The sequence below is a fragment of the Arthrobacter sp. NPDC058097 genome (assembly GCF_042884885.1).
GTDB lineage: Bacteria > Actinomycetota > Actinomycetes > Actinomycetales > Micrococcaceae > Arthrobacter.
The window spans coordinates 282,503-306,894 of sequence record NZ_JBHVSZ010000008.1 but is presented as its reverse complement, the minus strand read 5'-3'; the positions used below and the strand labels follow the sequence as shown (position 1 = coordinate 306,894).

Below are 24,392 nucleotides of genomic sequence, written 5' to 3'. Positions count from 1 at the left end.
AATCGAGGAAATCACCACGGGCACTGACGGGAAACAACTTTGGCATCTGAACGCTCCATCTATCAGAGCGTTGCTACGACCATATGACTTTGCCGCCCTTTTGGAGCCATTATCTGGACAAAAACTCCACCCGCGCCTGACCACATGTCTAGTTAGGATTGATTATGGCCGTTGGAGTCTTTGATCTCTTTTCGATTGGGATCGGGCCCTCGAGTTCTCACACCGTTGGCCCCATGCGGGCTGCCGCGGTTTTTGCTGAGGAATTGAAGTCCGCCGGGAAGCTGGAGGGCGTGGCGTCGCTGCGCGTGGACTTGTACGGTTCGCTTGCGGCCACCGGGCACGGGCACGGCACCATGACGGCGGTCCTGCTGGGCCTGGAGGGGTACCACCCGGAGCTGATCCTGCCCGATGAGGTCGAGGAGCGGCTGGCCTCGATCGCCGAGACCGGGACGCTGCAGTTGTCCGGGTCGGTTGCCCTGCCGTACGGCGTGAAGGACATGATCCTGCACCCGCTCACCGTCCTGCCGCGCCACACCAACGGAATGAAGTTCGCCGTGTCCGACGCCGGGGGAAACGTACTCCATGAGGCAACGTTCTTCTCGGTCGGTGGCGGATTCATCGTCCGGGAGGGCGAGGAGGACGCGGCGCAGCAGGAACTGGACGAGTCCAAGAAGGAATTGCCGCTGCCGTTCCGCACCGCCGCCGAGCTGCTGGGCCGCTGCCAGTCCAAGGGCCTGTCCATCGCCGACATTATGCTGGTCAACGAGCGCGCCTCCCGGTCCGAAGAGGACATCAGGGAAGGCCTGCTGCACATCTACTCGGTGATGGAAGCGTGTGTGCAGACCAGCCTGAAGCGTGAGGGGCTGCTGCCCGGCGGACTGAAGGTCCGCCGTCGTGCTCCTGACTGGCACGAGCGCCTGCTCAAGGAAGGCCGTGACCACGGAGGGAACTACCGGGACCCGAAGTACTGGCAGGAGTGGGTCAACCTGGTCGCGCTGGCGGTCAACGAGGAGAACGCCTCCGGCGGGCGGGTGGTCACCGCCCCGACGAACGGCGCAGCAGGGATCATCCCGGCTGTCCTCTATTACGCGCTGCACTTTGCGCCCGGGATGGATCAGGCGACCCAGGAAGACCGCGACGACGTCGTGGTCAAGTTCCTGCTGACCGCGGGTGCCGTCGGGGTGCTTTACAAGGAACAGGCGTCCATTTCCGGTGCCGAGGTGGGCTGCCAGGGGGAGGTGGGTTCGGCGTCGTCGATGGCGGCTGCCGGGCTGGCCGAGGTCATGGGCGGCACCCCTGCGCAGGTGGAGAACGCCGCGGAGATCGCGATGGAGCACAACCTGGGCCTGACCTGCGACCCGATCGGAGGCCTGGTGCAGGTGCCGTGCATCGAGCGGAACGCCATCGCGGCGGCCAAGGCCATCAACGCGGCCAAGATGGCGCTGTGGGGCGACGGCTCGCACCGGGTCTCGCTGGACGAGGTCATCGTGACCATGCGGGAGACGGGCAAGGACATGAGCTCCAAATACAAGGAAACGGCCATGGGCGGACTGGCGGTCAACGTCGTCGAGTGCTGACCCGCGGGTTGAGCCTGCCCGGAACCGGGTTTCGACAGGCTCAACCACCGGACCGGACCTAGTTGTTGGCGGCCGCCCACACGTTCAGGCTCGACGCGAAGATAACCCACGACAGGTACGGCAGCATCAGCAGCCCGGCCGCCCGGCGGATTGGACCGAACAGCAGCACGGTGCCGGCCACCGCCAGAGCCAGCGCCACGATGATGCCCAGCGCCAGCCAGAGCGCGGCCGGACCCCACACCGGATACAGCCCGAAAAAGACGGGCGTCCACGCGAGGTTCAAGGCAAGCTGTATGCCGTAGAGGGTGAGCGCAGCCCTGCGGTTCGGGCTGTGGCTTCGCCAAACGAGCCAGGCCGCCACAGCCATGGCCGCGTACAGTACGGTCCAGACCGGCCCGAACACCCAGTTGGGCGGGGACCACGGCGCCTTGTTCGCCGCCGCGTACCAGCCCGTGACGTTGCTGATGGTTGCCTGCGATCCCAGCCAGGCCACCAGGGCGCTGGCGGCCAGGAATGCCAGGAGGGCGGCCAGTTCGACGGCGGTGCGCCGCGGCCTGGGCCGCACGCCGTCACCACTGGTTCCGCCGACGTCACCGCCGGCGCCGGCGTCGCTTCCGGCTCCCGCGTCCCGTACGCCGTCCGTGCTTTCCATTGCTCTACAGTTGCCAAGGGCGCGGCCGGAGTCAAGGCGGCCAAGTAACCTCACGCGCCGGAGCCGATTGTCAGGCCGGCGTGCCACCATGGGAACCATGGGCGAAGGCTACGATGCCGGCTTCCTGCGCGAGGCCGTTGACCTGCCGGGCCCGGACGCGCCCACGGTCCTCCTCGGCTACACGCACTTCTCGGTGCGGCTGTTGCCGGCGCGCAGGCTCGCAGCCGTGACGGGCGTCAACATCAACGGACAAGCGCTGGTGCCGCTGGGGCGCGAGGGAACCTGGCACTTCGACCCCCGGGTGCCGCAGGGGCTCCAGACCGGCCCGGACGTATACCAGCACAACGACCTCGACCGGGGCCATCTTGTCCGCCGCCTGGACCCGGTCTGGGGCGATGACAGCACCGCGCTGGCCGCAAACCAGGACACCTTCTCATACCCGAATGCGGCGCCGCAGGCAGCTGCCTTCAACCAGGGCAAGGAACTCTGGGCCGGCCTGGAAGACCACGTTCTCCGCCACGCCAGCCAGTTCGACGCCAGGATCAGCGTCTTTACCGGACCCGTCCTCGACGCCGGTGACCTGCCCTACCGGGGCATCCAGATACCGCGGAAATTCTGGAAGATCGCGGCCTGGACCATGGATGGCCGGCTGGCCGCGGCGGGCTTCCTGCTGGACCAGTCCCCGCTCCTGGGCCCGGAGGAGCTGGCGAGGATCATGAGGGAACGCCTGCTGGCAGACGAGCCACCGCCGCTGGGGCCTTACCGCACCTTCCAGGTCCCCATCCCGCACATTGCTGAGCTGACCCGGATCGCGCTGACGCGCCTGGCCGAGGCCGACCGCTTCACCGCCGGCGTTCCGGAGGGCACGCCGGGAGGCGCCGTCCTGTCGCTCACCGAGCTTCGGCAGGTGCGGCTCTGACCAGGATCACGTCCCCGCGGCAAGCGGCGCGGGAGGCCGGACGGATAGACTTGAGGCTGCTTCTCCGGCACCTGCACGAAACGTAAGCGAAGATTGGATACGGCACACTTGCGAGAATTCACTGCCCGCTTTGCCACCTCCGAAGAGGTTGCCAACTGGGACTCCCACGTCACCGCGAATCCGAACGGCGGAAACCTGCTGCAGTCGGAGGCCTTCGCCGAGGTCAAGCAGCACTTCGGCTGGAAGACCCTGCATCTCGTGTACGAAACAGCCGACTACACGAGCTACAACCTGGTGCTGGAAAAGAGCTTCCCGCTGCTGGGCAAGCTCTGGTACCTCATCAAGGGGCCGGATGTTGCCGGGGTCGAGGACATCCCCGGCATTGCCGCGGCGAACGCCGAGTTCGTCAAGCGCGCACGGCTGGGCGTCTTCGCCATCAAGATCGAGCCGGACATCATCCTTAGTGATGCCGCGCGCGAAGTCATTGAGGGGGCCGGGCTGGTCAAGACGCACAACCTGCAGCCCAACGACTCCACAGCACTGCTGGATATTTCCCCCGAGGAGAACCAGCTGCTGCGCAACCTCCACTCACGGGGACGGAACGCCGTCCGCCGGGCCATCCGCGAGGGCGTCGAGGTGCACAACGTCGACCCCAGCGATGAAAATTTCAAGGCCATGTACGCCCTGATGACAGACACCGTCCAGGCGAAGTCGCAGGTCCGGGTGCGCGAATACGACTACTACCGCCAGTTCTGGACGAACTTCATCAAGCGCGGCCAGGGCCGGCTCATGTTCGTGTACGAAAACGGCGTTCCCTCGGTGGGTGCGTTTGTCATCAACTACGGCCGCAAGGGCACCTACAAGGACGGCGGTTCCCTGCAGAAACGCAGCCAGTACGGTGATTCGCACCTGGTGCAGTGGACCGCGATCAACCAGCTCAAGGAGTTGGGCTGCACGGAATACGACTTCTGCGGAACGCCGCCCAGCGACAAACTCAAGGACACGTCGAATCCCTTCCACGGGCTGGGACTCTTCAAGACCAGCTTCAGCAAGACCGTCACGGACTTCGTCGGCTGTTATGACCAGGTCATCAGCCCCCTGAAGTACAAGGCATGGATTGCCGCCGGCGAACGCATCGCCCGGCAGCTCTACACCCGCCGCACCGGGCAGCAGTTTTACTGAGGCACCGAACTGGTAAGGCACCGAACTCCTAAGGCACTGACAGAAGGGGGAGCCTGATGACCAAACAACCCCGTGGCTCCAACCGGCCGCCCACGGACGGGCTGCCCAAGACGGAGCCGCTGACCGCCTCGCAGCTGCACCAGAACGCGGCGGCCAAGCGCATGCTGCGCCGCCTGGTGCAGGGGGAAAATCCGCCGACGGCGCCACTGAGCATCGTGGACAGGCTGGCCGGCAGCCCCTACGCCAACCCCATGATCCAGGTGGGCGGGATTGATGAGTCCGCACGCAAGACGATGGACTTTGCGCTCCATCTCGCCGAGTCGATGTTCCGGTACGGTGCCGGCGCCCTCGAGGTCGAAACCAGCATCATTGCCGTGACGGCGGCGCTGGGGCTGAAAAACATCGAGGTGGACATCACCAACCAGTCCGTGGGCATCAACTACGCAGCCAAGGACCAGACGCCCATCACCCTCCTGCGGGTGGTCCGGTCCTGGACGAACAACTACGCGGGGCTTGCCCAGGTCCACCAGCTGGTCACCGATATCGTGGCCGGCGGCGTCGGCCGGGACGAGGCCGTCCGCCGGCTCGACGAGATCGTCCGGCGCCCCAAACCGTTCCCGCGCTGGATGGTGACGGTGGCGTTCGCGGTGTTCTCGGCCGTGTTCGTGGCCGTCATCGGCGGCGGTCCCGGCGCCTCGGCTGTCGCGTTCGCCTCCAATCTGCTCATCAGCGTGGTGGCCCGGAAGCTGGGCCGCTGGCGGACGCCCGACTTCTTCATCACGGCGGCCTGTTCGTTTGTGGTGACGGTGATAGCGCTGCTGCTGTGGCGGTTCGGCGGTCCCGTGGGGATCCGGCTGGCCCCCGCCATCGTGGTGGTGGGCGGAATCCTGCTGCTGCTACCCACCGGGCGGCTCGTGTCCTCGGTCCAGGACGCCATCAACGGCTTTCCCGTGACGGCGGCCGGCAGGTTCCTGTCCACCCTGCTGACGTTCGGGGCCGTCGTTGCCGGGATCGCCGTCGCGTTTGTGGTGGGGGACAGGATCGGCATGGAGCCGATCGATGTCACGGAAACCTTCCCGCCCGCCTACCCGCTGTGGGTGCAGGTGATCCTGGTGGCCATCGCCGTCGTGGCGATCGGCATTACGGAACAAACCGACTGGAAGCTGCTGCTTCCGACGGCGGCCGTCGGTGTGGTGGGGCACCTGGCCCTGATCGGCGGCGAGGCTGTTGGCATTGGCCCGCGGTTCTCGCCGGCGCTCGCAGCGGTGGTGATCGGCCTGCTGGCCCGTGTGGTGGCGCTGAAGATGGGCGCCCCGCAGCTGGTGGTCGCCGTGCCCGCCGGCCTGATTCTCCTGCCCGGCCTCACGATTTTCCGGTCGATGTACGTCCTGACCATCGAGGAATCGGAGATCCTGCTCGGGGCCGGCGGGATGCTCAGCGCCGGCGCGATCGTGTTTGGCGTGGCCGGCGGCATTGTGCTGGGTGACACGCTGGCCCGGCCGCTCACCCGCAGCCTTGCCAGCAACGAGCGGCGGCGGTCCCGCCGCCGCTAGGACCGGCTAGATCTTTCCGGGTTAGATCTTGCCTATCGGCAGCTTCTTCTCGGCCTGGAACACATCCTCGACGCGGCCCCTGGCCCAGTAGCCGGACAGCGAAACCTGACTGCGGTCCAGGCCGCGTTCGCGGAACAGCACGTCCCGCAGGCCCTTCATGTAGCCACGCTCGCCGTGCGCAAAGACGTTCACACGGCCATCGGGCCAGTCGGCGTTGCGCACCGCGTCCACCAGCTGGCTGCTCTCACCGGCAGGAATAGCGCCGCGCTGCAGCCAGACCAGTTCGAGTCCGGCCGGGGCAGCAATCTCCTGGACGTCCGCGTCCGTAGCCACTTCGAGGAAGGCCAGGCCGCGGGCGTGCGCGGGCAGGGACTCGATGACGGCTGCCACTGCCGGCAAGGCGGCCTCGTCCCCGGCCAGCAGGTACCAGTCGGCGTCCGGATCCGGGTTGTACCCGCCGCCGGGGCCCGTGAAGATGAGGCTGTCGCCCGGTTCGGCCGCGGCAGCCCAGGGCCCGGCCAGGCCTTCGTCGCCGTGGACGACGAAGTCAATGGCAAGTTCGCCGGCGGCTGTGTCCACCCAGCGGACCGTGTAGGTGCGGGTGTGGGGCCACTGCTCCCGGGGCATCGTTTCCCTGACGGCCCACAGGTCCAGGGGCTGGGGGTAGTCCACCCCGGGCTGCGGAAAGACGATCTTGACGTAACGGTCCACGAAGTCGTTGTTGACGTAATCAGCGAACCCCGGGCCGCCGGCGACAATCCGCACCATGTGCGCGGAAAGCCGTTCCCGCCGAAGTACAGTCAGGGTGACCTGCGGGCGGGATTTCTTGGTGGCGGTGGTGTCGGCCGGAAGCGAGGTCATGCGGGTAAGCCTAGCCTAAGCTCCTTGGCGCGAGCTGAGGAGCCGGGACCGCCGGAAGCTCCCAGTCCACGGGCCCTGCGCCCTGCTCTGCCAGCAGGGCGTTGGCGTGGCTGAACGGCCGGGAGCCGAAGAACCCCCGTGCGGCGGACAGCGGGCTGGGGTGGGCGCTGGCCACCACGGGGGTGCTGCCCAGCAAGGGGCGGACGGTTTCTGCGTCCTTTCCCCAGAGTACGGCTACGAGGGGCGCTGCGGTTCCCGCTGCTGTCCGGCGGCCGACGACGGCGGCAACTGCCGCCGTCGTGATTGGTTCCCAGCCCTTGCCGCGGTGGGACCCGGCAGCGCCTTCACCCACGCTCAGCACCCGGTTGAGGAGCAGGACACCCTGGTCCGCCCAGGCGCCGAGGTCGCCGTGGATCCGCGGCGGCAGGCCCAGGTCGGATTCAAGCTCCTTGTAGATGTTGGCCAGGCTCCGCGGGATGGGACGCGTGCCGGCGTCCACGGAAAAGGCGAGCCCCACGGCATGTCCGGGGGTGGGATAGGGATCCTGGCCCACAATCAGGACCCGTACCCCGTTCAGCGGCTGCCGGAAAGCCCGGAGGACGTTCGACGCCGACGGCAGCACCCGCCGCCCGGCCGCCTCTTCGCCGGCGAGGAAAGACAGTACGGACCGTAGGTCCGGCTCCACCCCGGCCAGGGCCTCGGCCCAGTCAGGCGCCATCAGCTCACCGAGGGGCAGCGCGGCCAGTTCCGCGAAGTCCGGGCCGGCCGCCGTCGCAGGTTCGAGGTCGAAGAGCGCTTCAGGTTCCGTCACGGTGTCCATTCTCCCGCACCCCTGCCCGGAGCCGGGTGCCGGTCTCAGCAAAACGGCCGGTTGGAGCTCCGCGCCGCAAATGACAACGCTGTTATTCCTCCGTAACATAGGGGAGGTACTTTGACCGGATTCAGCTAAGGAGAGCGCAGTGGCCGAGCCGTTGCAGGACCATCTCACTGGGCAGGATTCAGCGCTGGATTCAGCGCTGGATTCAGGGCAGGATTCAGCGCTGGAGCAGGGGCTGCGGAGCGGCTCGCTGCTGGATGACTTCAAGCTCCGGGACTCGCCGCTGAGCGAGCGGGAACAGCAGATTCTTGCCCTGGAGCGGCAGTGGTGGAAGTACGCCGGCGCCAAGGAACAGGCCATCCGCGAGCTCTTCGACCTGTCCGCGACGCACTACTACCAGATCCTGAACGCCCTGATCGATACAGAGCACGCGCTGGCCCACGACCCCATGCTGGTGAAGAGATTGCGTAGACTACGTACGTCACGTCAGCGGGCCCGCACCGCACGCCGCCTCGGATCTGACGCGTAACTGCTAGCGCCGCACTGCCGGCGAAAACCAACAAGGACTCCTGTTTACCATGACTAATTTTGCTCGGGACGAATTCGACAGGGTGCCTGAGGTCTCCTCCCGGCAGGGCGTTCACCGCGCTGTCTCCGCGCCGTCGCGTCCGAAGTTGTGGCCGATCCTTTCCGTGGGAATCGGGGCGCTCGCCGTCGGACTGGTTGCTTTCTTCCTCCTGCCGCAGCTGGGCTTCCAGCCCGCCATCGCGCCGCCGCCCGCCGCAGCGGCCGCCACGTCCACGGCGTCGGCCAGCCCCACGGCGGCGTCCTCGGCTAGTGCAACACCCAGCGCCAGCGAGTCGGCCCCGGCGTCCGCTTCCGAATCGGCTTCGCCCTCCGCGCTGGAACCCGCCACCTCGGAAACCGTTGCCCGGGCAGCGGTGGACAAGTCGCAGCCGGTAGCCATCTTCAACGGCACGCTGACCTCCGGACTGGCCGGACGCGTGGGTGCCACGGTCCAGTCCGACGGCTGGGTGCTCGGTGAAGTGGCCAACTGGCAGGGCGCCCCCCAGCAGCAGTCCGTGATCTTCTACTCGGATGCTGCCCACCGGGCCAACGCCGAGGCGCTCAGCGCACTGCTGAACATCCCCACGCTGGTGGAGAGCGCGGACTTCCCCACGCCGGTTGCGGTGGTGCTGGGCCCCGGCTACCAGTAGCCATTCCGGTTACGCCTGAATAACTTTTGCCTCCGCCCCGGCCCGCTGGCCTGCGCCGCTCAGGGCCTGACTGGATAGAGTGAAGGCAGGCTGCGAGGCGTAATTCACGGCACACACCGACGTGGGCCTTACGGAAGCAACCTGAAAGTGTGGGGATCATGGCATTGGGAACCGTGAAGTGGTTCAACGCGGAAAAGGGCTACGGCTTCATCACCGTTGACGATTCGGGCGACGACGTCTTTGTGCACTGGTCGGCCATCCAGACCGACGGGTTCCGGGCGCTGGACGAGGGCCAGCGCGTGGAGCTGGAGGTGGGCGAAGGCGAAAAGGGTCCGCAGGCAGAAAAGGTCCGGCCCGTCTAGTGGCACGCAGCGCAGGTCTCTGGGGTTCTGCCGTCTGGGGCGCCGCCGTCGTGATGACGCTGGGCGCCTGCTCCGGATCCGGGGACAACGCCCGGACGGCTCCGGTTGAAGCCAGCGGCGACGGGACCCTGCGGATCGGGCTGATCCTGGACAACGCCGGACCCCAGGCTTTCCTGAACGCCGCCGAGCTGGCAGCCGCCAAGCTCGCCGTCCAGGAGATTAACGCCGCGGGCGGGCACAAGGGCAGGCCCGTGGAGCTGCTGCCGGCATCCACCGGCGCCGACACCGCCGCGCAGGCCCGGGCGCTTGCCGACGCCAAGGCGGACGTCGTGATCGGCCCCACCGATTCCAGCCGCGCCCCGGCCGCCATCGACGTGCTGTCCAAGGCCCGGATCACTCTCATCTCTCCCGCGAATACGGCCCCGGAACTCACCGGCTACAAGAGCGGCGGCTACTACTTCCGCACGGCGGCGGCGGACATCGCGCAGGCTCCCGTTTTGGTGAAACTGGCCAAGGACGCCGGAGCCAAGAGCCTCGCCGTGGTCTATGAGGACGGCAGCTACGGCCAGGACGTGTCTGCCGCAGTTTCCGCTTCCGCCAAAGCCACTGGGCTGGACCCCGTGACCGTTTCCGGCTTCAAGGCGGGCGAGGCACAGAAGTCTGCGGCTGCCGTCCGCGACGCGGCGCCGGACGCCGTTGTCCTTATTGCCCGGGACGGAGCGCAGGGCGCCGTCGCCGAACTCACAAACGCCGGGGTACCGGGCAACAAGCTGATCCTGGCCGACGGTGCCTTCAGGCAGTACGGCTCCGCCCTCGGATCGAAGTCGCTGGAGGGTACGCGCGCCCTGGTGCCCGGCGTCTTCCCGTCTGCTCACTTCCAGGCTGAACTCGTGGCCATCGATGCGAAACTCAAGGACACAACGTTCGCGGCTGAGACCTATGATGCCGTGAACCTCGCGGCCGTGGCCGCCGCTGCCGCCGAGGACGACGCCGGTTCCTCCATCGCGGGCACGCTTATCTCCGTCTCCGGCGGCGCTTCCGGCGGACAGGCGTCTGCCTCGCCGCCAGCCCAGCGGACGGTCTGCTCGACGTACAAGGACTGCCTTGCCGCCATCCGCGACGGGAAGGCCATCGATTACGACGGAGAGTCGGGCCCCATTCGCTTTGATGTAAACGGGGACGTTACTGCCGCGAAGTTCATGGTGTTCACGTACGGAGCTGACAATAAGGCCAAGCTCACGGGCGCCGAGGCAGCAGGCAGGCCGGCCGGGTGATCGCTGGCAGCGAATAACTCCGCCCGTTCGGGGATAAACAGGCTCATCTGCTTGCACTCTCCCCGGGGGAGTGCTAATTATTGATTAGCACTCCAGTGTGCCGACTGCTAAGGGTCGTCCGGTTCAGGCCGGCACAGCCCCGGCAACGGCGCAAGGAGCGAAAGAAACACCTGGTTGGGGTGAGATCCGGACTGTTGGGCGTACAGAGGCCCGCGGAAACGATCGTCCGTCGCGGGCACCGCAGCAAGGTTCCTTCTTAACGACTGTCCCGAAAGGACTACTGCCGTTATGGCCAAGATCATTGCATTTGATGAAGAGGCACGCCGCGGTCTTGAGCGGGGCCTTAACACCCTCGCCGACGCCGTCAAGGTGACCCTCGGCCCCCGTGGCCGCAACGTCGTCCTCGAAAAGAAGTGGGGCGCCCCCACGATCACCAACGATGGTGTCTCCATCGCCAAGGAGATCGAGCTGGACGATCCCTACGAGAAGATCGGCGCCGAGCTGGTCAAGGAAGTTGCCAAGAAGACGGATGACGTCGCTGGCGACGGCACCACGACTGCCACCGTCCTGGCGCAGGCACTGGTCAAGGAAGGCCTGCGCAACGTTGCGGCCGGCGCTGACCCGCTGTCCCTCAAGCGCGGCATCGAGAAGGCTGTTGAAGCCGTAACCGCTGAACTGCTCGACTCCGCCAAGGAAATCGAAACCAAGGAACAGATCGCAGCCACGGCTTCCATCTCCGCCGGTGACGACGAAATCGGCGCCCTGATCGCCGAAGCCCTGGACAAGGTGGGCAAGGAAGGCGTCATCACGGTCGAGGAGTCCAACACCTTCGGCCTCGAGCTGGAGCTCACCGAAGGCATGCGCTTCGACAAGGGCTACATCTCGGCTTACTTCGTCACCGACACCGAGCGCCAGGAAACGGTCCTCGAAGACCCGTACATCCTGATCGTCAACTCCAAGATCTCCAACGTCAAGGAACTGGTTGCTGTCCTCGAGAAGGTCATGCAGTCCAACAAGCCGCTGCTGATCATCGCCGAAGACATCGAGGGCGAGGCCCTGGCCACCCTGATCGTCAACAAGATCCGCGGCACCTTCAAGTCCGTCGCCGTCAAGGCTCCGGGCTTCGGTGACCGCCGCAAGGCGCAGCTGGCCGACATCGCCATCCTCACCGGCGGCCAGGTCATCGCCGAGGAAGTCGGCCTCAAGCTCGAGACCGCCGGCCTCGACCTCCTGGGCAAGGCACGCAAGGTTGTCGTGACCAAGGACGAGACCACCATCGTCGAAGGTGCAGGCGACGCCGACCAGATCGCCGGCCGCGTTGCCCAGATCCGCGCCGAGATCGAGAACTCCGACTCCGACTACGACCGCGAGAAGCTGCAGGAGCGCCTGGCCAAGCTGGCCGGCGGCGTTGCAGTCATCAAGGCCGGTGCCGCCACGGAGGTTGAGCTCAAGGAGCGCAAGCACCGCATTGAGGACGCTGTCCGCAACGCCAAGGCTGCCGTTGAAGAAGGCATCGTCGCCGGTGGCGGCGTGGCCCTGATCCAGGCCGGCGCCAAGGCATTCGCCAACCTGCAGCTCGAAGGCGACGAAGCAACCGGTGCGAACATCGTCCGCGTTGCCATCGACGCCCCGCTGAAGCAGATCGCCTTCAACGCCGGCCTCGAGCCCGGCGTCGTGGTGGACAAGGTCCGCGGCCTGCCCGCAGGCCACGGCCTGAACGCTGCAACCGGCGAATACGTCGACCTGCTGGCTGCCGGCGTGAACGACCCCGTCAAGGTAACCCGCTCTGCCCTGCAGAACGCGGCTTCCATTGCCGGCCTGTTCCTCACCACCGAGGCCGTTGTGGCTGACAAGCCGGAGAAGAACGCTCCGGCCGTCGGCGGCGGCGACGACATGGGCGGCATGGGCGGCTTCTAGCCTCCCGCTGGTCCCAGCTGGCTAATGAATGCGGCCCCCTCCACGGAGGGGGCCGCATTTTTGCGTCAGCGCATTTTGTCCTTGCAGTCTGGCAGGATGGTTCGGTGACGATTACTGCAGCTGCCGACGGTTCGGCATTGGGAAACCCGGGCCCCGCAGGGTGGGCCTGGTACGTGAACGACGACTGCTGGCGGGCCGGCGGCTGGCCGCACGGCACCAACAACCAGGGTGAGCTGATGGCCGTGCTGGACCTCTTCCGCTCCACCGCACACCTCCCCGACGAGGACCTGCACATCCTCTGCGACAGCCAGTACGTGATCAACTCGGTGACGAAATGGATGCCCGGCTGGAAACGCAAGGGGTGGCGCAAGGCGGACGGCAAACCCGTGCTGAATGTGGACATCCTCAAGGACATTGACCGGGAGCTCGCCGGCCGGAAGTACCGGTTTGAGTGGGTCAAGGGCCACGCCGGGCACGAGCTGAACGAGGCCGCCGACGAGCGCGCCAGGGCCGTGGCAACCGCCTACCAGCAGGGCGTTGCCGCCCGCTCAGGACCGGGGTTCCCCAACGCGGAACCGGCTGCAGCCCGGCGGCCCGTCAAGGAGGGCCGCGGCGAGGGCGGCATCCCGTCGCTGTTCGAACCCGAAGCGCCTGAAGCACCGGTTGAACTTGTAACACCGGTTGAACCTGTAACACCGGGACGCAGCGCAGCCGGGACCCCGGCGCGCAGCGAAGCAGCCAACCAGGACCGCTTCGCGTCAGGAAGCCCGGCTCTCTTCGGAGACGAACCTGACCTCTTCAACGAACCTGACCTGTTCAGCGAACTGGGCGCCGGCGAACTTGGTGACGAGGCGTTTGCGGAACTTCCGGCCGGTGCCACGCCCGAAGAGATCGTCGAGGCCCTGGAACGTGAACTGCTCCGCCCGGACGTCCGCAGCGACATCGGGCGCACAGGGCAGCTCCTGCACCCTGACTTCACGGAGATCGGCACCGCCGGCCGGCTATGGACCCGTGACGCCATGATGATGTCCCTCGAGGAAAGCCCGGGCGCTCACGTCGACCTGGACGTGCTCAGCGCTGACCGGATCGGCACCGACACGGTCCTGCTGACCTACCGCAGCTACTCCCGCGCCGGCTCAGCCCTGCGCAGCTCCCTGTGGGTCCTGGACGGCGACCAGTGGCGCCTGCGGTTCCACCAGGGCACGCCCGAAGCCTGAGCCGCCGCCGGCGCCAGCTGCGGCGCCCTTCCAGCCGGTGAGCCGGGCGTCAGCTGGACCGCCCGCCGTCTGGACCGCGGGGTGCCACCTGAAAGGCCGTGTCAGCTGCAAGGCCGTGTCAGCTGAAGCGCTGGGCGTTGCCCTGCTCCGCCTGGACATAGGCGTCAGCAGCCGACGACAGGGCCAGGTTGATGGAGGCGAGCGAGGCCTCGACTTTGCCCTGCGTCAGCGTCCACTCGGCCACGAGCGCCTGGAAGTTGGTGGCAGCCGAACCGCGCCACGTTGCCTGCAGTTCGTCCAGGCCGTGTTTCATCGCCTGGACGTCGGCGCTGATCCGGTCAACGGTCGCCTTGACGTTGGCTGACTTCACCTGCAGTAGCTCGGTATCGACGGAAATGATGCTCATGGCGGGCCTCTCGACAACTTGAGGGACTGCCCGGCAGGACAGTCGCTGTGGCTGGCGGACCGGACGTTCCGGCCCGCTACGTCGAGCCTACGAACCTGCCGGCACCCGCCGCCACGGCGGGATTCCCTATGTGGATAAGCCCCTGCCGCCCGCAGCACGGTCCCCGGCAACGGTGTCCGAGAACGTCCCAATGCCATCCACCTCAGCGGTGTCTGCGTTCGGGCCGTCCGCCTCCGGCGAGTCCTGGCGGAGGGGGAGGCTGACCACGAGTGTTGCGCCGCCGCCGTCGGTACCGTCCACCCGGACGGAGCCGCCGTGCGAGCCGACGATGGCGGCCACGATCGCCAGTCCCAGCCCGCTGCCGCCCGTCTCCCGCGTGCGCGAGGTGTCGGCCCGGTAGAAGCGCTCGAAGACCTTGGGCGCCTCAGCCTCGGCGATTCCGGGGCCGTGGTCCCGGACTTCGAGGACAGACATGGCGGAACCGTCGTCGGCCCGCCGGACGCCCACGGCGAGCTCGATGGGTGTCCCGGCGGGCGTGTAGCGCAGTGCGTTGCCCACCAGGTTGCCGATGACCTGGCGCAGCTTTGCCTCGTCGCCGAGCACCGGCGCCGGTTCGGCGCTGCCGTTGTGCAGGCCGGTGAGGGTGATGGTGCGGTTCCGCTCGCTGGCCTGGGTGTCCACCACGGCGTCGTGGGCGAGCAGCTGCAGGTCGATGGGCTTGCGCTGCAGCGGCCGCTGCTCGTCGAGGCGTGCCAGCAGCAGCAGGTCCTCCACCATGGAGCCCATCCGCTTGGCCTCGCTCTCGATCCGGCCCATGGCGTTGGCCACATCCTCCGGGGACTGCAGGGCGCCGTGACGGTACAGCTCCGAGTAGCCCCGGATCGTCACCAGCGGGGTGCGCAGTTCGTGGGACGCGTCCGCGGCAAAGCGGCGCATCCGGTCCTCGGACGCCATCCGGGCTGCGAAGGCGGCCTCGATGTGGGAGAGCATGGCGTTCAGGGACCTGCCGAGGCGGCCAACCTCCGTGGAAGGGTTCTCCACATCGACGCGGCGTGACAGGTCGCCGGCGGCGATGGCGGCGGCCGTTTTCTCCACCCTGGCCAGCGGGCGGAAGGATCTGGTCACGGTCCAGTTGGCGATGAAGAAGGCGAGGATGAGCGTTAGCACCCCGACACCCACCCCAACCAGGCTGATGTGGCGCAGGACCTCCTCCACCGGGGACAGCGGCAGTCCGATGACCACCACCGCACGCTGCTGTTCGCTGCCCACGACGACGGGAACAGCCACCACCCGCCAGTTTTTTCCGTCGGTGCCACGCACCTGGTAGGGGACGAAATCACGTTCCCGGGCCTCGTCAACGGAGATCGACGCAATGTCGGGGCGGGCCAGCTTGTCGTCGATGGGGTCCCGCTGGGTTCCCGGATAGTAGAGCGTCACGGCATAATCCGTGGGCACCGCCGGGTTGGCAATGGGGGAGATGGAGCGCTGCGACTGGGCGGCGGTGACGGCGGCCCGCAGCTTGTCGTCCACCTGGCCCTCGAGGTATCCGCGCAGCAGCGTCAGCGCACCAGCCCCGGTCACGGCCAGGGCCACCAGCAGGAGGGCCATCATGATGGCCACCAGCTGGGACCGGAGGGTGGCGGACTTCCAGCGCTCCAGCGCGGACTTCCATCGCTCCAGCAAGATCAGCGCTTTTCTGCTGTCCGCAGCACGTAGCCGACGCCGCGCTTGGTCTGGATGAGGGCCGGGGCCTCGGGATCGATGTCCACTTTGCGCCGCAGGTAGGAAATGTAGGACTCGACGATGGAGGCGTCACCGTTGAAGTCGTATTCCCAGACGTGGTCCAGGATCTGTGCCTTGGACAGGACCCGGTTCGGGTTGAGCATCAGGTACCGGAGCAGCTTGAATTCGGTGGGGGACAGCTCGATCACCTTGCCGCCGCGGCGCACCTCGTGGGCGTCGTCGTCGAGCTCCAGGTCATCCACCCGGATGACGGCCTCGTCATCCTCCAGCAGCGGCTGGGTCCTGCGGAGCACAGCGCGGATGCGGGCCACCACCTCGTCGAGGCTGAAGGGTTTGGTGACGTAATCGTCGCCGCCCACCGTCAGCCCGGTGACCTTGTCCTCGGTGTCATCCTTGGCGGTCAGGAAGAGGACCGGGAAATGCTTGCCGGCCGCGCGCAGCCGTCGGGTGACGGTGAAGCCGTCCATGTCCGGAAGCATGACGTCCAGCACCGCGAGGTCGGGGGCATGCGCCTCAACGGCGGCCAGCGCCTCCCGTCCGTTGCCCGCAGACACCACTTCAAAGCCGGCGAAGCGCAAGGACGTGGAAAGCAGCTCGCGGATGTTCGGTTCGTCATCAACCACGAGGAGCTTCGCTTCGGCGCTGTTCTTTTTCATATTTCCCATGATGCTCCCAGAATCTGGGAGTTTTCTGGATGAATGTTGTGTGTTGCTTGGGTCAGCAGGATTCGACGTCCTTGGCGTCCATGATGCGGTAGGCGTAGCCCTGCTCGGCCAGGAAGCGTTGGCGCTTCGCCGCGAAATCCTGGTCCAGGGTGTCCCGGGCAACGAGGGAGTAGAAGCGTGCCGCCCGCCCGTCCTGCTTGGGCCGCAGCAGCCGGCCGAGGCGCTGGGCCTCCTCCTGGCGCGAACCGAAGGAACCGGAGACCTGGATGGCCACGGAGGCCTCGGGAAGGTCGATGGAAAAGTTGGCCACCTTGGACACCACAAGCGTCTGGATCTGCCCGGCGCGGAAGGCGTCAAAGAGCTTCTGCCGGGCCCTGACCGGGGTTTCGCCCTTGATGACCGGTGCGTCCAGCCGCTCGCCGAGCTCGTCGAGCTGGTCGATGTACTGCCCGATCACCAGGACCTGCTCGCCCCGGTGGTGCTCCACCAACTGTTCGGCCACGAGCGTCTTCGTCTCGGACGTGGCACACAGCCGGTACTTGTCCGCGTCCTCGGCCATGGCATACGCCACGCGCTCATCCTTCGGCAGGTCAACGCGGACCTCCACGCAATCCGCGGGGGCGATGTAGCCCTGGGCCTCGATGTCCTTCCACGGCGCGTCGTAGCGCTTGGGGCCGATGAGGCTGAAGACCTCGCCTTCCCGGCCGTCTTCCCGCACCAGGGTTGCCGTGAGGCCGAGCCGCCGCCGCGCCTGCAGGTCCGCCGTCATCCGGAAGATCGGCGCGGGCAGCAGGTGGACCTCGTCGTAGATGATCAGGCCCCAGTCGTGGCCGTCCACGAGCTCAAGGTGAGGGTACAGGCCGCCGCGTTTGGTGGTGAGCACCTGGTAGGTGGCGATCGTCACCGGGCGGACTTCCTTGACGGCGCCCGAATATTCGCCGATCTCATCCTCTGTCAGCGAGGTCCGTCGGAGCAGCTCGTCCTTCCACTGCCGCGCCGAAACCGTGTTGGTGACGAGGATCAGCGTTGTGGTGGAGCTCGTGGCCATCGCGGCAGCGCCAACGAGCGTCTTACCGGCGCCGCAGGGAAGCACGACGACGCCGCTGCCGCCGGCCCAAAAGTTCTCCGTGGCCAGCCGCTGGTACGGGCGCAGCGTCCAGCCCGATTCATTGAGCATGATGGGGTGCGGTGTGCCGTCGACGTAGCCGGCCAGGTCCTCTGCCGGCCAGCCGATCTTCAGCAGCAGTTGCTTCAGCTGGCCCCGCTGGGAGGAATGGACCACCACCGTCTCGGCGTCGATCCGCGGGCCCAGCAGCGGCTGGATCTTCTTGGCCCTGCTGACCTCCTCCAGCACCGGATAGTCGCTGGTTCGCATCACCAGTCCGTGCTGGGGATCCTTCTCCAGCCGGAGCCGGCCATACCGGGACATGGTTTCTTCGATGTCGATCAGCAGGGAGTGCGGCACGGGGAACCGGGAGTAGGTGAGCAGCGTGTCCAGCACCTTCTCGGCGTCGAGCCCCGCGGCCCGGGCGTTCCAGAGCCCCAGGGGCGTGAGCCTATAGCTGTGCATGTGCTCCGGCGCGCGCTCCAGCTCGGCGAAGGCCGCGATGGCGTGCCGGGCCTCGGTCGCCTGTTCGTGGTCCACTTCCAGGAGGATGGTTTTGTCGCTCTGGACAATCAGGGGGCCGTCGCTCACGCAGGTAGAACCTTCACTGCTGCATTTCCTCTGCTGCCTCGATGTCGATGATCCGATGGATGGAAAGCACCCGTTCGGTATCCTTCGCGGGGTCGAAGACGCGGACACGTCCGCCCGCCACCGATACCGGAACAACCGTTTCCAGTTTCGCATTCCCCAGGCTGTCCACGACGTTCATCACCACCTTTTGCCTCAGCCGGATGGCCTTGTGCAGGGTCTCCAGTCCCAGCTGGGTGGCCTCCTCGCCGCCGGCGGCGGCGGGCCGGGAGCCGTTGGGGCTGGCGTGGTCCGCATGGTTGCGGAGGACGGCGAGCTGGGCGGTGACGTCGGCGTCGGGAAGTGCGGTACGCGGGGCGCTGTAGACGGGGCGGCCGTTGCCCGGAACAGGCGGGGTGCGGTTAAGGCGTACGACGGCGGATCCCGCCTCTTCGACGGCGGGTGACAGTCCCAGCCCGCGCAGCACGAGCGCCGTCTGCCGGGGCGAAGCCATGGAGACCAGGACGGTGGGGGCGATCCGGACCAGGCCCAGGGACGAAGCCGCAGCCTCCCGGCAGAGCTCGCTGAGCGCGGCTTCGTCGTCACTCTGGACGAAGCTGGCCGCCGCCCCGACCCGCAGCTTGCCGTGCCTGGCGGCGGTGTCTTCCACAAGGTACTGCAGCGGCTGCGGCACTGCGGTGGCGGAGTGCTGGCGGAGGAAATCGAGGATGGCGGCAGCATCCTGGCCCGAATCCAGGGCGCGCCGGATGGACTCCACGGAGAACCGGTACGTCGTGGCCGGGCCCTGCCCTTCGGCGTCGGCCATCCGCTGGAGCTGCTCTGCCAGGTCGGGGGCCAGATATCCCGGCGCAACGGCCGTCAGGTCGGCCTGCAGGAGCACGTGGTTGAGGGCCGCAGGGAGGTGTTCGCCGAGGAGGTCCATGGCGTCGTCGGGCGCGTCGGCGGCGATGGCGGCACCCAGCTGGCTGAGCGCGCCGGATCCGATCAGCCCCAGCAGCTCCGCCTCGGCAAGGACGCCGCCGATCAGGGAACTGAACCGCCGCGCCATGCGGGGCTGTGACCACTCGGCCCGCTGCAGCACTGCCTCCGCGTTGAGCACCGGCGCCGCACCGTCCGGCATCTCCGCCTCGAGCGTCAGCTCCCGCAGGATCTCCAGGATTCTCTTACGGATGACGGGCGCGTCGGACCGCTGTGCCTCGGCGGAGAGGGCATTGACGGTGGCCGCCGGGGCGGCCCGGTGGTTGGCGGGCCCGGCCTGCTGGCCGTTGATGGGCTGACCCACGAGTGACGGGGCGCGCTCGCTGGCCAGCCAGGCGTTGACGAGCCACAGCCACTGTTCCTGCCGCGGGAGCCCGAGCCATTCCAGCTGGGGCGGCTGCACCCAGCATGAGCTGTCCACGTCCAGCCGGATCAGGCCGGACAGCGCGCAGAGCTCAAGCAGTACCGCGGTGGTGTGGTGGTCCACGCGGAGCGACTCGGCGAGCCTCCGCATTTCTCGGATGCCCACCCCGCCGCTCCGCAGCGTGGCCAAGGGCTGATCCCGAACCGCATGCAGCAGCTCGCCGGTGAGCCGCAGGGTCTCGGCGATGGCCCCCAGTGCGGCGTTGCGGCGCAGCGCGGCGGTGGTGACACCGAGCGTCGGGGCCGGGGGAGTGACGGAGAAGTTGTCGATGATGGCGCCGCCGCGCAGGGAGATGCCCACGCTGTGCGGCAGTTCCACGTGGGCGGCATCCAGCGGCACCAGCAGGCCCCGGGCCAGCAGCCAGTCGACGGGCCCGACGTCGTGGCCTTCCGTGGTGACGGAAGCCTTCCGCTGGGCCTGGGGTACGGCACCCATGGCCCAGTTGCTGAACCTCGCCAGCAGCGCCGCCGTCCGTTCCGGTGCGCTGGCGAGGAGCGCCTGGAGTCCGGCGGGGGAGGAAGTCCAGTGCTGCAGCGCCAGCGCTGCCTCCATCGGAGTGGTGGCCGCCTGGACCGCGGCGCCGCTGCGGTGCAGCTCCGCGACAAGCTGGACAACGCGCTGGGCGAAGGCCGGCTGCAGCCTGACGAGCTCGGTGTAGCTGCGCCCCAGCCCGGCCGGGTAGATGCCGACGACGTCCTTCAGGCTGCTCACCGGGAGGTAGAAGCGCTGCCGCTGGGCGCCGGGTCCTGCTCCATGCGGCGGCTCCGCCCGCTGCACGAGGGCCAGGTCATGCAACGACTGCAGGAGCTGCTCGACGGCCGCCACCGTGGACCCTGCGATGGCCTTCTTCAGCACCGCGGCCGAGGCGCTGTGTCCAGTGTCCGTGTTGGTGCACAGGTGCAGTGTCTCCAGGACCTGCATCTGGGGACGGTTCAGGCGCTCCAGCGCCCGCTGCACGCTCACCCGGGCGCTCGCGCGGGCAGCCAGGGCGGGAAAATCGGGAACGCCGGGGGAGATCAGGTCCGGCCGCGCAGCAAACAGGGCCCGCAGTGACTCGTCGCTGCGTGCCTCCAGGTCCTTGCTGAGCGCTCGAATGAGGGACATCAGTCCAACGTTACCGCCCGCCCGGAGTTCCTGCCCGGCGGCGGGCGGCAACGCCGTCGGCCACCAGCACGAGCATCAGCAGGAAGGCCGCCGGAAGGCCGTAAAGCGCAGCCGACGTGATCCATGGCGGCGCGGCCTGGCCCGCAGCGGCCAGCGCCATGACCGCCCCGACGGCAGCGAGGGACAAAACTGCAAGGAGCACTGCCGCGGCCATCAGTGGCCGCCGGATACGCGCGGATCTCATGCACGTAACGCTAACAGCAGCGCCGCGGCCGCGCCTCAAAGCGGGATTAGCCTGCCAGTCAGGATAACCTTGAAGGAACAGACCAACATGGACCAGGCAGTCATACCCTGAACCCGCACATCGGTGCGGATGCGGTGACGGCCGGCCATGTCCCAGAACGTCAGAACGAAGAAGGTTGATTAGGTGCCTACCGGCAAGGTCAAGTGGTACGACAAGGACAAAGGTTTCGGATTCCTCGCGGGCGAGGACGGGCAGGAAGTGTTCCTTCCCAAGTCCGCGCTGCCCTCCGGAGTTTCGGAACTGAAGGCCGGCACCCGGGTTGAGTTCGGCGTCGCGGACGGCCGCAAGGGCGCCCAGGCCCTGGGCCTGCGGGTCCTCGAAAAAACACCGTCCATCGCCAAGGCCAAGCGCCCCAGCGCGAGGGACCTCGCCCCGCTGGTGCAGGACCTGGTGACGGTTCTGGACAACCTCTCCGGCACGCTGTCCTCCGGCAAGTACCCGGACAGCAATAAGGGCAAGGCCATTGCCGCTGCCCTGCGTAAGGTTGCCGACGAGCTGGACGCCTAGGCCCCCCATGAACCCGGAACCTGAACAGGCCGAATCCAAGGTGGAATCCAAAGCGCCGAAGCGGCGCGCCGGAGTCCCGGTGTGGCGGACGGGGAAGCCCGACGCCGTACTGGCCACTGCCGTGGACACCGCCCGGACCGCCATCGAAGGCATCGCGAAGGCATCCGAAATCGGGGACCACCTGGCCGCCCGCACCGAGGGCGACCGCGTGGTGACGCACCTTTTCGAATCGAGGCTGCCGGGGTACATCGGCTGGCAGTGGTATGCCGTCCTGACCCGCAACTCCCGCTCCAAGGTGATCACTGTCAACGAGCTTGGCCTGCTCCCCTCCGAAGACTCGATCCTCGCCCCCGAGTGGGTGCCGTGGGCCGAACGCGTGCGCCCGGAGGACGCCCAGGAGCAGGACGCGGAGGATGCGCAGGACTCCCCGGAAGACGAGGAGCCGGCGGACGGCGAGGCTGCGGAGGCAGCCCCGGGCGAGTCCGCCGCGGACGCTGAATCAGAGTCCGGCAGCCCGGACCAGGGCTGACAACGGCGAACTGACCACAGCGCAAAACGGCGCCGTCGGGACGAAAGTCCGGACGGCGCCGTCGTGCTTTAACTGAGGAGTTTTTGTCCAGATAATGCGGCCAAAAGGCCTTCGAACCCCGATTATCTGGACAAAAACTCCTTACAGGCGGTTACTTCTTCAGCTCGCCCACCACGTAGTCGATGCACTCCAGCAGGGCGGTGACATCGGACGGCTCGATGGCCACGAAGGTGGCGATGCGCAACTGGTTGCGACCCAGCTTCCGGTAGGGCTCGGTGTCCACGATGCCGTTGGCGCGGAGCACCTTGGCGATGGCGGCGGCGTCGATCGACTCATCGAAGTCGATGGTGGCGATGACGTTGGAGCGCTCGGTGGCGTTGGCAACGAACGGCGTGGCGAATTCGGAGGCTTCCGCCCACTTGTAGATGCGGCCGGCCGAATCGGCAGTGCGTCCGGCGGCGAAGTCCAGGCCGCCGTTGGCGTTGAGCCACTGCACCTGGGCGTCCAGGGTGACCAGCGTGGACAGTGACGGGGTGTTGTACGTCTGGTTCAGCTTGGAGTTGTCGATGGCGGTCTTCAGGTCCAGGAAGTCCGGGATCCAGCGTCCGCTGGCCTTGACGCGCTCGGCCCGCTCCAGCGCTGCCGGGGAGAAGAGGCCCAGCCACAGCCCGCCGTCGGAGGCGAAGTTCTTCTGCGGGGCGAAGTAGTAGACGTCCGTCTGGGACACATCGACGTCGAGGCCGCCGGCTGCCGAAGTTGCGTCGACCAGCACCAGTGCGCCCTCATCGGCGCCGTTGACCCGCTGGACGGGCGCGGCAACACCGGTTGAGGTCTCGTTCTGCGGCCAGGCGTACACGTCAACGCCGGCCTCGGCCCTGGGGGCCGGGCAGGTGCCGGGCTCGGACTTGATGATGGAGGATTCGGCAAGGAACGGCGCCTTGTTCGTGGCCGCGGCAAACTTGGAGCCGAACTCGCCGAAGGACAGGTGCTGTGCCTTCTCTTCCACCAGACCGAAGCTGGCAACGTCCCAGAATGCGGTGGAACCGCCGACGCCGAGGACCACTTCGTAGCCTTCGGGGGCACGGAAGAAGGTGCTGAGGCCTTCGCGGACGGAACCTACGAGGTTCTTCACGGGGGCCTGGCGGTGCGAGGTGCCAAGGAGCGTCGTGGCTGCTGCGGAGAGTGCCTCGATCTGCTCGGGCCTGACCTTGGAGGGACCGGCGCCGAACCGTCCGTCCTTGGGCAGGAGGTTTGCGGGAATAGTGATGCTGGTGTCGCTCACAATGGCTCCAATTTTCGGCATGGAAAGTGCGGTTCGGCTGGGTCGGGGCGATGGCCAGCAGGCAACCATGACCGCCACGAAACCCTCCTTATTCTGCCCGAAGCGCGGATACCGCGGGAACACGCCCCCGTCATAGTCCAGTCATTGAGATGGTGCCCGTCACAGGCCGGCGAATTATCCGGACTAATTCAAAATAGGCTAAGCTGGCACTGGACGTACGGGCAGACAGCCGGTGCTGCGCCGCCGTCATACAGGACCGCCGCTGCAGCTTGCCGGATCCCGGTGCGACGGGCCCGCGGTACGGTGGGACGGACACAAATACTGTGCTCGAGGAGCTGAGCTGAATGACGGATCTGATCGACACCACGGAGATGTACCTTCGCACCATTCTGGAGCTGGAGGAAGAGAACATCGTGGCGCTTCGGGCACGCATCGCCGAACGCCTCCGCCACTCGGGCCCCACTGTCTCGCAGACCATCGGCCGGATGGAACGCGACGGCCTCGTCGTCGTCTCCGGTGACCGCCACCTGGAACTGACCGAAGTGGGCCGGAAGCGCGCCACCGAGGTGATGCGCAAGCACCGGCTCGCCGAGCGCCTCCTCGCCGACGTCATCGGCCTTGACTGGGCCTACGTCCACGACGAGGCCTGCCGGTGGGAACACGTCATGAGTGAGCGCGTGGAGCGCAGGATCTACGAAATGCTCGGCCACCCCACCGAATCTCCCTATGGCAACCCGATTCCCGGCCTGGCAGCACTCGGCGGGCAGCCTGCCCGTCCGTTCTCCGACGGCGTGGTGAACCTGCTCGACGCCATGACCGGCTACGGCCCCGAATCCAAGGTCACCGTCAGCCGCCTGGCAGAACCCATCCAGGTGGAGCCGGAGCTGCTGCTCCAGCTGGATGAAGGCGGGATCCGGCCCGGCGCCGCCGTCTCGCTCGAACGCGTGGGGGAGTACATCTCTGTCCGCGTACCCGGGTTCGAGGGCGCCCTTGAGCTGCCGCCGGAAGTTGCTGCGCACGTCTTCGTGAGCCTGGACTAGTTCCCCTGGGGCGCCTCCCTGCTGTCCCTTGCCGGGGGTCCCTTGACGCGGGCGGTAGGCGACTGAGTGGCGAAGCGGGGCGGAAGCCACAGCCTGTCTGACATCTGCAGGCAGGATGACCTACCACTTTTGCACAATGAATATAACGGAATTATTACCGTGCTCTTTA

Annotated in this window: 24 protein-coding genes; 14 read left to right on the top strand and 10 right to left on the bottom strand. The window is 67.3% G+C overall.

The window, feature by feature from the left end; all coding sequences use genetic code 11:
* Both ACFVTE_RS15895 and ACFVTE_RS15890 read left to right on the top strand, forming a co-directional pair.
* The coding region (locus ACFVTE_RS15895) for a hypothetical protein (RefSeq protein WP_387101894.1) at positions 1-184 on the top strand (184 nt) is incomplete at its 5' end.
* Positions 165-1,577: an L-serine ammonia-lyase gene (locus ACFVTE_RS15890; protein ID WP_387101892.1), complete on the top strand. Its 1,413-nt coding sequence runs from the start codon at positions 165-167 to the stop codon at positions 1,575-1,577. The genes ACFVTE_RS15895 and ACFVTE_RS15890, both read left to right, overlap by 20 nt.
* Positions 1,578-1,635: 58 nt before the next feature.
* On the opposite strand, the gene ACFVTE_RS15885 is transcribed toward ACFVTE_RS15890, so the two are convergent.
* Positions 1,636-2,229 carry a TspO/MBR family protein gene (locus tag ACFVTE_RS15885; RefSeq protein ID WP_387101890.1) on the bottom strand — a complete coding sequence of 198 codons (594 nt, stop codon included), beginning with the start codon at positions 2,227-2,229 and terminating at the stop codon, positions 1,636-1,638.
* A 97-nt stretch (positions 2,230-2,326) separates the two neighbouring features.
* On the opposite strand from ACFVTE_RS15885, the gene ACFVTE_RS15880 reads away from it, so the two are divergent.
* From ACFVTE_RS15880 to ACFVTE_RS15870, 3 genes are all read left to right on the top strand, one after another.
* The gene (locus ACFVTE_RS15880) at positions 2,327-3,148 is read left to right on the top strand and encodes a DNA/RNA non-specific endonuclease (protein WP_387101888.1); all 822 of its coding nucleotides are present in this window, start codon (positions 2,327-2,329) and stop codon (positions 3,146-3,148) included.
* Positions 3,149-3,256: 108 nt separating this feature from the next.
* Positions 3,257-4,330, top strand: coding sequence for a lipid II:glycine glycyltransferase FemX (locus tag ACFVTE_RS15875; protein ID WP_387101887.1), 1,074 nt, complete (start codon positions 3,257-3,259; stop codon positions 4,328-4,330).
* A gap of 56 nt (positions 4,331-4,386) precedes the next feature.
* Positions 4,387-5,883: a threonine/serine exporter ThrE family protein gene (locus ACFVTE_RS15870; protein ID WP_387101885.1), complete on the top strand. Its 1,497-nt coding sequence runs from the start codon at positions 4,387-4,389 to the stop codon at positions 5,881-5,883.
* A gap of 21 nt (positions 5,884-5,904) precedes the next feature.
* Here the strand turns inward: ACFVTE_RS15870 and ACFVTE_RS15865 are convergent, their stop codons facing one another.
* Positions 5,905-6,744 (bottom strand): siderophore-interacting protein, encoded by an 840-nt coding sequence (locus tag ACFVTE_RS15865; protein WP_387101883.1) that lies wholly within the window; start codon positions 6,742-6,744, stop codon positions 5,905-5,907.
* A gap of 10 nt (positions 6,745-6,754) precedes the next feature.
* Positions 6,755-7,564: a uracil-DNA glycosylase gene (locus ACFVTE_RS15860; RefSeq protein WP_387101881.1), complete on the bottom strand. Its 810-nt coding sequence runs from the start codon at positions 7,562-7,564 to the stop codon at positions 6,755-6,757.
* Positions 7,565-7,703: 139 nt separating this feature from the next.
* Here ACFVTE_RS15860 and ACFVTE_RS15855 point away from each other — a divergent pair, with 139 nt between their 5' ends.
* The 6 genes from ACFVTE_RS15855 to ACFVTE_RS15830 all read left to right on the top strand — a co-directional run bounded on the left by ACFVTE_RS15855 (position 7,704) and on the right by ACFVTE_RS15830 (position 13,548).
* The gene (locus ACFVTE_RS15855; protein ID WP_387101879.1) at positions 7,704-8,090 is read left to right on the top strand and encodes a DUF3263 domain-containing protein; all 387 of its coding nucleotides are present in this window, start codon (positions 7,704-7,706) and stop codon (positions 8,088-8,090) included.
* A gap of 49 nt (positions 8,091-8,139) precedes the next feature.
* Positions 8,140-8,778, top strand: a complete 639-nt coding sequence (locus ACFVTE_RS15850; RefSeq protein ID WP_387101877.1) for a LytR C-terminal domain-containing protein — start codon at positions 8,140-8,142, stop codon at positions 8,776-8,778.
* A 158-nt stretch (positions 8,779-8,936) separates the two neighbouring features.
* A complete protein-coding gene (locus ACFVTE_RS15845) occupies positions 8,937-9,140 on the top strand; it encodes a cold-shock protein (protein WP_146033096.1) in 204 nt (67 codons plus the stop codon).
* Positions 9,140-10,414, top strand: a complete 1,275-nt coding sequence (locus tag ACFVTE_RS15840; RefSeq protein WP_387101874.1) for an ABC transporter substrate-binding protein — start codon at positions 9,140-9,142, stop codon at positions 10,412-10,414. Before ACFVTE_RS15845 ends, ACFVTE_RS15840 begins: the two co-directional genes overlap by 1 nt.
* Before the next feature lie 288 nt (positions 10,415-10,702).
* The gene (groL, locus tag ACFVTE_RS15835; RefSeq protein ID WP_387101872.1) at positions 10,703-12,331 is read left to right on the top strand and encodes a chaperonin GroEL; all 1,629 of its coding nucleotides are present in this window, start codon (positions 10,703-10,705) and stop codon (positions 12,329-12,331) included.
* Positions 12,332-12,435: 104 nt separating this feature from the next.
* Entirely contained in the window at positions 12,436-13,548 is a 1,113-nt protein-coding gene (locus ACFVTE_RS15830; protein WP_387101871.1) for an RNase H family protein, read from the top strand.
* 118 nt (positions 13,549-13,666) lie between these two features.
* Here ACFVTE_RS15830 and ACFVTE_RS15825 read toward each other — a convergent pair whose 3' ends face one another.
* From ACFVTE_RS15825 to ACFVTE_RS15800, 6 genes are all read right to left on the bottom strand, one after another.
* Positions 13,667-13,954 carry a WXG100 family type VII secretion target gene (locus ACFVTE_RS15825; protein WP_387101870.1) on the bottom strand — a complete coding sequence of 96 codons (288 nt, stop codon included), beginning with the start codon at positions 13,952-13,954 and terminating at the stop codon, positions 13,667-13,669.
* A 126-nt stretch (positions 13,955-14,080) separates the two neighbouring features.
* The gene (locus ACFVTE_RS15820) at positions 14,081-15,565 is read right to left on the bottom strand and encodes an ATP-binding protein (RefSeq protein WP_387101915.1); all 1,485 of its coding nucleotides are present in this window, start codon (positions 15,563-15,565) and stop codon (positions 14,081-14,083) included.
* Positions 15,566-15,639: 74 nt separating this feature from the next.
* A complete protein-coding gene (locus tag ACFVTE_RS15815) occupies positions 15,640-16,353 on the bottom strand; it encodes a response regulator transcription factor (protein WP_387101868.1) in 714 nt (237 codons plus the stop codon).
* A 61-nt stretch (positions 16,354-16,414) separates the two neighbouring features.
* The gene (locus ACFVTE_RS15810; RefSeq protein ID WP_387101866.1) at positions 16,415-18,058 is read right to left on the bottom strand and encodes a DNA repair helicase XPB; all 1,644 of its coding nucleotides are present in this window, start codon (positions 18,056-18,058) and stop codon (positions 16,415-16,417) included.
* A gap of 13 nt (positions 18,059-18,071) precedes the next feature.
* Complete coding sequence (locus tag ACFVTE_RS15805; protein WP_387101864.1) at positions 18,072-20,561, bottom strand: helicase-associated domain-containing protein; 2,490 nt, start codon at positions 20,559-20,561, stop codon at positions 18,072-18,074.
* Between the two features lie 10 nt (positions 20,562-20,571).
* Positions 20,572-20,805 (bottom strand): hypothetical protein, encoded by a 234-nt coding sequence (locus ACFVTE_RS15800; RefSeq protein WP_387101863.1) that lies wholly within the window; start codon positions 20,803-20,805, stop codon positions 20,572-20,574.
* A 183-nt stretch (positions 20,806-20,988) separates the two neighbouring features.
* On the opposite strand from ACFVTE_RS15800, the gene ACFVTE_RS15795 reads away from it, so the two are divergent.
* Positions 20,989-21,372 (top strand): cold-shock protein, encoded by a 384-nt coding sequence (locus ACFVTE_RS15795; protein ID WP_387101862.1) that lies wholly within the window; start codon positions 20,989-20,991, stop codon positions 21,370-21,372.
* A 7-nt stretch (positions 21,373-21,379) separates the two neighbouring features.
* Complete coding sequence (locus ACFVTE_RS15790) at positions 21,380-21,901, top strand: DUF3027 domain-containing protein (RefSeq protein ID WP_387101860.1); 522 nt, start codon at positions 21,380-21,382, stop codon at positions 21,899-21,901.
* A gap of 151 nt (positions 21,902-22,052) precedes the next feature.
* Here the strand turns inward: ACFVTE_RS15790 and serC are convergent, their stop codons facing one another.
* Positions 22,053-23,183 carry a phosphoserine transaminase gene (serC, locus tag ACFVTE_RS15785; protein WP_387101859.1) on the bottom strand — a complete coding sequence of 377 codons (1,131 nt, stop codon included), beginning with the start codon at positions 23,181-23,183 and terminating at the stop codon, positions 22,053-22,055.
* 344 nt (positions 23,184-23,527) lie between these two features.
* Between serC and ACFVTE_RS15780 the strand changes: the two genes are divergently transcribed.
* Complete coding sequence (locus ACFVTE_RS15780) at positions 23,528-24,223, top strand: metal-dependent transcriptional regulator (RefSeq protein WP_387101858.1); 696 nt, start codon at positions 23,528-23,530, stop codon at positions 24,221-24,223.
* Positions 24,224-24,392 lie beyond the last annotated feature (169 nt).

What these genes read in the sequence shown, in the direction of transcription:
- ACFVTE_RS15825 (WP_387101870.1), bottom strand. Translation starts at nt 13,954, where the DNA reads ATGAGCATCATTTCCGTCGATACCGAGCTACTGCAGGTGAAGTCAGCC.
- groL (WP_387101872.1), top strand. Translation starts at nt 10,703, where the DNA reads ATGGCCAAGATCATTGCATTTGATGAAGAGGCACGCCGCGGTCTTGAG.
- ACFVTE_RS15805 (WP_387101864.1), bottom strand. Translation starts at nt 20,561, where the DNA reads ATGTCCCTCATTCGAGCGCTCAGCAAGGACCTGGAGGCACGCAGCGAC.
- ACFVTE_RS15865 (WP_387101883.1), bottom strand. Translation starts at nt 6,744, where the DNA reads ATGACCTCGCTTCCGGCCGACACCACCGCCACCAAGAAATCCCGCCCG.
- ACFVTE_RS15790 (WP_387101860.1), top strand. Translation starts at nt 21,380, where the DNA reads ATGAACCCGGAACCTGAACAGGCCGAATCCAAGGTGGAATCCAAAGCG.
- ACFVTE_RS15845 (WP_146033096.1), top strand. Translation starts at nt 8,937, where the DNA reads ATGGCATTGGGAACCGTGAAGTGGTTCAACGCGGAAAAGGGCTACGGC.
- ACFVTE_RS15880 (WP_387101888.1), top strand. Translation starts at nt 2,327, where the DNA reads ATGGGCGAAGGCTACGATGCCGGCTTCCTGCGCGAGGCCGTTGACCTG.
- ACFVTE_RS15885 (WP_387101890.1), bottom strand. Translation starts at nt 2,229, where the DNA reads ATGGAAAGCACGGACGGCGTACGGGACGCGGGAGCCGGAAGCGACGCC.
- ACFVTE_RS15800 (WP_387101863.1), bottom strand. Translation starts at nt 20,805, where the DNA reads ATGAGATCCGCGCGTATCCGGCGGCCACTGATGGCCGCGGCAGTGCTC.
- ACFVTE_RS15815 (WP_387101868.1), bottom strand. Translation starts at nt 16,353, where the DNA reads ATGAAAAAGAACAGCGCCGAAGCGAAGCTCCTCGTGGTTGATGACGAA.
- ACFVTE_RS15870 (WP_387101885.1), top strand. Translation starts at nt 4,387, where the DNA reads ATGACCAAACAACCCCGTGGCTCCAACCGGCCGCCCACGGACGGGCTG.
- ACFVTE_RS15890 (WP_387101892.1), top strand. Translation starts at nt 165, where the DNA reads ATGGCCGTTGGAGTCTTTGATCTCTTTTCGATTGGGATCGGGCCCTCG.
- ACFVTE_RS15850 (WP_387101877.1), top strand. Translation starts at nt 8,140, where the DNA reads ATGACTAATTTTGCTCGGGACGAATTCGACAGGGTGCCTGAGGTCTCC.
- ACFVTE_RS15780 (WP_387101858.1), top strand. Translation starts at nt 23,528, where the DNA reads ATGACGGATCTGATCGACACCACGGAGATGTACCTTCGCACCATTCTG.
- ACFVTE_RS15820 (WP_387101915.1), bottom strand. Translation starts at nt 15,565, where the DNA reads ATGATGGCCCTCCTGCTGGTGGCCCTGGCCGTGACCGGGGCTGGTGCG.
- ACFVTE_RS15860 (WP_387101881.1), bottom strand. Translation starts at nt 7,564, where the DNA reads ATGGACACCGTGACGGAACCTGAAGCGCTCTTCGACCTCGAACCTGCG.